Raw genomic sequence first — 6,370 nt, forward strand, 5'->3', positions numbered from 1 at the left:
AGGCGTTCGACGAGGCCGATGTGGACGACGCCATCGAACTGCGCGGCACCCTGGAAGGGCTGGCCGCGCGCCGCGCGGCCGAGCGCGGTGCCGAGCCGGCCTTGCTGGCGCGGGCGCAGGCGTTGCTGGCGCAGATCGACGCCGTCCTGGCGGCGCGGCCGCTGAGCGAGGAGGCCTTCGCCCGCTATGTGGACTGCAACGCGCAGTGGCACGCCTTGCTGTTCGAGATGGCCGGCAGTGCGCTGCTCTCGCGCGAGTTCGCGCGCGTCGCGCAGTTGCCGTTCGCCTCGCCGAGCAGCTTCGTACTCGAACGCGGCCAGGCAGCCACCGTGCTGTCGATCGCGCAGGACCAGCACCGTCAGGTGCTGGACGCGATCGTGCGCCGCGAGGGCGCGCGCGCCGAAGCGCTGATGCGCGAACACGCGCGGCTTGCGCAGCGCAACGCCCACCACGCCCTGCACGACCAGAACGCGCTGGGCCAGATCCCCGGCAGCCGTCTGCTGCGGCGCCGCCCACCCGCCTGATCGCGGCGCACACGCGTCCGATCTCCCCCTCCCGCCTGCCGGACCCCGCCATGCGCAAAGACACCCAGTGGATCACCGCCCGCGTCGTCGCCGTCGCCACGCCGTGCCAGGACGTGCGCGAGATCGTCCTCGATCCCGGTCGCGCCAGCCGCTCCTTTACCGTGGGCAGTCACCTCGACGTGCGCGTGCGCATCGGCGAGGTCTGGCACGAGCGCTCCTACTCGCTGGTCGGCGAACCCGCCGCAGACGGCCACTACCGCATCGCGGTGCGCGCGGTGCCAGGCAGCCGCGGCGGGTCGCGCGCGATGTGGACGCTGGCGCCAGGCGATCAACTGGAGATTTCCTCTCCCAACAACCACTTCGCGCTGGACGAGACCGCCGAGCACATCGTGCTGGTCGCCGGCGGCATCGGCATCACCCCGATCCTGGGTATGGCGCAACGGCTGGCGCGCGGGCGCATCCCGTTCCAGGTGCTCTACGCCGGCCGCAGCCGCGCCAGCATGGCCTACCTGGAGCATCTGCAGGACCTGCTGGGCGAGCGCCTGCAGTTGTTCTGCCCGGAGCATCTGGGTCAGCTCGAGCTGGCCGCGCAGATCGCGCAATGGCCGCGCAATGCCGACGTCTACGCCTGCGGCCCGCTGCCGCTGCTGGACGAACTGCGGCAACGCTGGCGCGACGACGGCCGCGCCCGCGCGCGCCTGCACTTCGAGACCTTCGGCAACAGCGGCAACGCACCAGCACAGCCGTTCGTGGTGCAGGTGCCGGCGCTGGGCAAGACCGTGCAGGTGGCCGAGAACGAATCGCTGCTGGACGCGCTGAGCGCGGCCGGCGTGGAAGTCATAGCCGACTGCCGCCGCGGCGAATGCGGCCTGTGCGTGGTCGAGGTGCTGGACGCGGCCGCCCCGCTGGACCACCGCGACGTGTTCCTCAGCGACGAACAGCGCCACAGCAACCGCAAGCTGTGCGCCTGCGTCTCGCGCGCGCTCGGCGGCAGCGTCAGCATCGACACCGGCTACCGCGCCGACGCGTTCTGACGCCTGCGCGCATTCCCCTCGCAGCGCGCAGGCGCCGTCCACGCGGGTGGACGGCGCTTGCCAGTGATCAACGCACGCGACGCGACCTCACTTGGTCGCCGCGTCCCAATGCTCCTGGATCTTGCCGTTCTGGATACGGAACATGTCGAACCAGGTGGTGGTGTAGGTCTTGCTGGCGTCCTTGGGATCGGGCAGCGTGCGCACCGACACCAGGGTCACGTAGTCGCCCTCGGCCAGGATCGCCACCAGCGGCAACTGCACCCGCGGCTGGATCGGCGTCGGCTTGACGAAGGAGGTCAGGAACGCCAGGAACGCATCGCGGCCATTGGCCACGTTCGGGTTGTGCTGGATGTAGTCCTTGGCCATGTACATCGGCGCATATTCGGTGTGCCCGGCTTCGAACACGATGCGCCAGAAGTCGTAGACCAGGCGCTTGTTGGCGGTGGTGCGCCAGTCCTCGCCGTGCAGCAACTGCGCGTGGTTGGGATTGGCGGTGACCGCGGTCTGCGCGAACGCGGACGCGACCGGGAGCGCAAGCAGCAGCGCCAGCAGACAGGCCTGAAAACGGATCTTCATGGAAGACGCTCCGATGGGGGAACAGGGGGAATGCGCAGTGCCGCTGCGCTACCGCGATGCGCGGCAACGTCGGCACCGACGCGGCTGCAGCGTAGCAACGCGCCGTGCCTGCGCGAGGCGGGAAATCGCGAAAAGCACGCGAATTTACCGGCTTTTTTCCTGGTCTGGGAGAATCGCCACAGTTACCTCGACCTCAGAAATGGCGCGGCCGCCACGTACCTAAATGTTCGTATGCAGGGCATGGCGCAGCGACGCACGGACGGTCAACACCGTCATCGATAGGCTCATTTGATCGCCGTCATCGATCGCAACGATCGACGGCTCTTCTGTCGAGAATGGGAGCCAGTAATTCTGGATTGGAAGAACGCGGAGACGCGCACGATCGACGAGCGCAGAGAGATTGGGACGCGCCTTAGCGAATCCCCAATCCCGATTCCCAGGCTTTCCAACAGCCGAATGGCTGATCATCCCAGCCCTAAACCGCCAACGGCAATCCCGCGTAGTTCTCGGCAATGGTAGCGCGTCCGGCGGCACTGCCGAGCAGGTAGTCCAGTTCCGCATCGTGCAGGCGCCGGCTGAACGCGTCCTCGTCCGGGAAGCGATGCAGCATCGTGGTCATCCACCAAGAAAAGCGCTCGGCCTTCCACACGCGCTGCAGGGCCAGTTCCGAATAGCGCTGTAGCGGCGCGTCGCTGCGCTCCTGCTGCGCCTGCGCGAACAGGTGCGCGAGCAGGCCGACGTCGCCGGCAGCGAGGTTCAGGCCCTTGGCGCCGGTCGGCGGCACGATGTGCGCGGCATCGCCGGCCAGGAACAGGCGGCCGTACTGCATCGGTTCGGCGACGTAACTGCGCAGCGGCGCGATGCTCTTCTCCAGCGACGGACCGGTGACCAGCGCCTGCGCCACGTCGTCGGGCAGACGCCGGCGCAGTTCGACCCAGAAGCGATCGTCCGACCAGTCCTCAACCCGCTCGTCCGCCGGCACCTGCACGTAGTAACGGGTGCGGGTAGGCGAGCGCATGCTGCACAGCGCGAAGCCGCGTGCGTTGCGCGCATAGATCAGTTCGTCGGCCACCGGTGGGGTGTCGGCCAGCACGCCCAGCCAGCCGAACGGATAGACCCGTTCGTACACACGCAGCACCTCGGCCGGGATCGCGCGGCGGCTGACCCCGTGGAAGCCGTCGCAGCCGACCACGTAGTCGCAATCCAGGCGCTGCGTGACGCCATCCTGCAGGAAGCTCAGCCACGGCTGCAGCCCGGCGATGTCGTGCAACTGCACATCCTCGACGGAATAGAGGGTGGCGGCGCCGGCGGCGCGGCGTGCGTCCATCAGGTCGCGGGTCACTTCGGTCTGGCCGTAGACGGTGACCGCACGGCCACCGGTCGCCGCACTCAGTTCGATGCGTTCGCGGCGCTGCTCCAGCGCCAGCTCGAAGCCATGGTGGACGATGCCTTCGCGCTGCATGCGCGCGCCGGCACCGGCGGCGCACAGCAGGTCGGCGGTGCCCTGCTCCAGCACGCCGGCACGGATTCGCGACAACACATGCTCGGGCGTCTGCCGCTCGACGATGACGGTGTCGATGCCGTGGCCGTGCAGCAACTGCCCGAGCAGCAATCCGGCCGGGCCGGCGCCGACGATGGCGACCTGGGTACGCATACGTCCTCCGAAGGATGGGACAGACCCACAGTGTTCCGGTTACGGCGTGCCGAGGACATGGATCATCGCGACCGATTCCGGTACTTTTCGCCGATGCCCCGCACTGCCTCCGCCGCTGTCGCATCGCCCGCCACGGTCCCGGCCTTCCGCCTGTACGGCGAGACCGGCGACAGAGGGACATCGGACCTGTTGCACTGGGAATCCATCGCCGCGCGCAGCCGCCTGCACGACTGGCACATCCGCCCGCACCGCCACGGCGATCTGCTGCAACTGCTGTATCTGCAACGCGGCAGTGCCGGCCTGCACTTGGACGGAACGCAGCAGCGCCTGCGCGGGCCATGCCTGCTGCTGTTGCCGCCGCTGTGCGTGCACGGCTTCCGTTTCCAGCGCAACGTGCGCGGCCATGTCGTGACCGTGTCGGCGCCGCTGCGGCAGCGCCTGGCCGCGCAATGGCCGAATCTGGACGAAGCGCTGGCGCGGCCGCTGTGCCTGCCCGCCGGCGATCAGCAAGCGATGCTGGACGCCTGCTTCGCCGCCATCGCCGCCGAACACACACAGCACCGCCCCGGCCGCGAGCCGATGCTGCAGGCGCTGGTCACGCAGGCCTTGCTGTGGGCGGCGCGCGGCGCGCTGGCGGATGCCCATCGCGATCCACACGATGCCGACCGCGGCGCGCGCCACGTGCGCGCCTATACCGCGCTGATCGACGCGCATTACCGGGAACATTGGCCGCTGGCCCGCTATGCCGACCGGCTCGGGCTGAGCCGCAGCCATCTCAACGCGCTGTGCCGGCGCCTGGCCGGCGCCTCGGCGCTGGAACTGTTGCAACGCCGGATCATGCTCGAGGCGCGGCGCAGCCTGGTCTACACCACCTTGACCGTGCAGCAGCTCGCGGAAGTCCTGGGCTATGCCGATGCGGCGTATTTCAGCCGCTGCTTCCGCCGGCATGCGGGGTGTTCGCCGATCCAGTTCCGGCAGCGCGCGCAAGGGTGACACGACCCGCAGCCAGTACGGAGATCGCGGTGCGGTCGCTTTACTGTGGGAGGGACTTCAGTCCCGACGCGTGATCGATGATCGACCAGTCCCGCTTCGTTCGTCGCGGCTGAAATGGCGAGTCACCGCAGAAGCGTCGGGACTGAAGTCCCGCCCACAATGCAGTGTCGGCGCCGGCGCCGGTGCCAGGACCCTATTGGCCGCGCGTAGCTCAACACGCACGCAATGGAACAATCATCTCTCCCGCAATCAATGCATCCACGAGCACAACCGGGCGCCACATCGACGCCCGGCGACTTGTCCTCAGAACGGATACTGCGGCGCGCTATCCTGGATCGTCACCCACTGCCAGTGCGTGTACTGGCCCCAGTCGGCCGGGCCGCCCATGCTGGTGCCGTTGCCGGAGGCGCCGGTGCCGCCGAACGGGTTGGTGACTTCGTCGGCCACAGTCTGGTCGTTGATGTGCAGCAGGCCGGTGTGCAGGCGTTCGCCCAGCGCCATCGCGCGACCGACCGACGCCGACAGGATGCCGGCCGACAGGCCGTACTCGGTCTGGTTGGCCAGCGCCACCGCCTCGTCGTCGCTGTCGAAGGCGATGACGTTGGCGACCGGGCCGAACACTTCCTCCTCGAACGCCGGCATGCCCGGCTGCACGTTCGACAACACCGTGGCCGCATAGAACAGGCCCTCGTGGGTGCCGCCGGCCTCGACCACGGCGCCCGCAGCCACCGAGGCATCCACCACATCCTTGACGTGCTGCAGCTGGCGCTGGTCGATGATGGGGCCAAGCGCGACGTGTGCGGTCGCCGGGTCGCCGACCGGCAGATGCCGCGCCTTCTCGGCCAGGCGCCGGGTCAGTTCGGCGGCGATACTGCGCTGGACCAGCACGCGGCCGGTGGCCATGCAGATCTGGCCCTGGTGGAAGTACGCGCCGAAGGCGATCGCCGATACCGCCTTGTCCAGGTCGGCATCCTCGAGCACGATCAACGAGTTCTTGCCGCCCAGTTCCAGCGCGGTCTTCTTCAGGTGCTTGCCGGCCAGTTCGCCGATGCGGCGGCCGGCGGCGGTGGAACCGGTGAACGCGATCATCGGCACGCCCGGCGCTTCGACCAGCGCCTGGCCAGCATCCGCACCGCCTGGCAGCACGTGCAGCAGGCCCTTCGGCAGGCCGGCCTGCTGCAGCACCTCGGCGATGACGAAACCGCCAGCGTACGGCGTGCGCGGATCGGGCTTGAGCACCACCGCATTGCCCACCGCCAGCGCCGGCGCCACCGAACGCAACGACAGCACCAGCGGGAAATTGAACGGCGAGATCACCCCGACCACGCCCAACGGCAGGCGTCGCGCCAGGCTCAGTCGGCCCGGCGCGGTCGGCAGCACCTGGCCCTGCGCCTGCAGCGGCATCGCCGCGGCCTGCTGCAGCAGCACGATCGCCTCGCGCACCTCGTGCTCGCCCTTGGGCAGGATGCCGCCGGTCTCGCGGGCGATCAGCGCCGCGGCCGCGGCCGCATGCTGCTGCAATACCTGCGCGGCACGATGGAACACGGCCGCGCGCTCGCGCGGCGGCGTGGCCGCCCAGGCGCGCTGCA

General features: G+C 69.3%; 6 protein-coding genes. 3 read left to right on the forward strand and 3 right to left on the reverse strand.

Features of this window, described 5'->3' with window-relative positions; translation table 11 throughout:
• Both D588_RS0111010 and D588_RS0111015 read left to right on the forward strand, forming a co-directional pair.
• Nucleotides 1-524 (forward strand): FCD domain-containing protein (locus D588_RS0111010; protein ID WP_017916013.1); only part of this gene is annotated, 524 nt, incomplete at its 5' end.
• 50 nt (nt 525-574) lie between these two features.
• Nucleotides 575-1,558: a PDR/VanB family oxidoreductase gene (locus tag D588_RS0111015; protein WP_017916014.1), complete on the forward strand. Its 984-nt coding sequence runs from the start codon at nt 575-577 to the stop codon at nt 1,556-1,558.
• Nucleotides 1,559-1,645: 87 nt separating this feature from the next.
• On the opposite strand, the gene D588_RS0111020 is transcribed toward D588_RS0111015, so the two are convergent.
• Both D588_RS0111020 and pobA read right to left on the reverse strand, forming a co-directional pair.
• Complete coding sequence (locus tag D588_RS0111020; RefSeq protein ID WP_017911713.1) at nt 1,646-2,134, reverse strand: nuclear transport factor 2 family protein; 489 nt, start codon at nt 2,132-2,134, stop codon at nt 1,646-1,648.
• A gap of 475 nt (nt 2,135-2,609) precedes the next feature.
• Nucleotides 2,610-3,788: a 4-hydroxybenzoate 3-monooxygenase gene (gene pobA / locus D588_RS0111025; RefSeq protein WP_017916015.1), complete on the reverse strand. Its 1,179-nt coding sequence runs from the start codon at nt 3,786-3,788 to the stop codon at nt 2,610-2,612.
• A gap of 93 nt (nt 3,789-3,881) precedes the next feature.
• Here pobA and D588_RS0111030 point away from each other — a divergent pair, with 93 nt between their 5' ends.
• Complete coding sequence (locus tag D588_RS0111030) at nt 3,882-4,781, forward strand: helix-turn-helix domain-containing protein (protein WP_017916016.1); 900 nt, start codon at nt 3,882-3,884, stop codon at nt 4,779-4,781.
• 303 nt (nt 4,782-5,084) lie between these two features.
• On the opposite strand, the gene D588_RS0111035 is transcribed toward D588_RS0111030, so the two are convergent.
• Nucleotides 5,085-6,370: benzaldehyde dehydrogenase (locus D588_RS0111035; protein WP_017916017.1), on the reverse strand; the 1,286-nt coding region annotated here is incomplete at its 5' end.

Origin of the sequence: Xanthomonas sp. SHU 308, from assembly GCF_000364645.1 — a bacterium.
Classification (GTDB): Bacteria; Pseudomonadota; Gammaproteobacteria; order Xanthomonadales; family Xanthomonadaceae; genus Xanthomonas_A; species Xanthomonas_A sontii.

What these genes read in the sequence shown, in the direction of transcription:
- D588_RS0111015 (WP_017916014.1), top strand. Translation starts at nt 575, where the DNA reads ATGCGCAAAGACACCCAGTGGATCACCGCCCGCGTCGTCGCCGTCGCC.
- D588_RS0111020 (WP_017911713.1), bottom strand. Translation starts at nt 2,134, where the DNA reads ATGAAGATCCGTTTTCAGGCCTGTCTGCTGGCGCTGCTGCTTGCGCTC.
- pobA (WP_017916015.1), bottom strand. Translation starts at nt 3,788, where the DNA reads ATGCGTACCCAGGTCGCCATCGTCGGCGCCGGCCCGGCCGGATTGCTG.
- D588_RS0111030 (WP_017916016.1), top strand. Translation starts at nt 3,882, where the DNA reads ATGCCCCGCACTGCCTCCGCCGCTGTCGCATCGCCCGCCACGGTCCCG.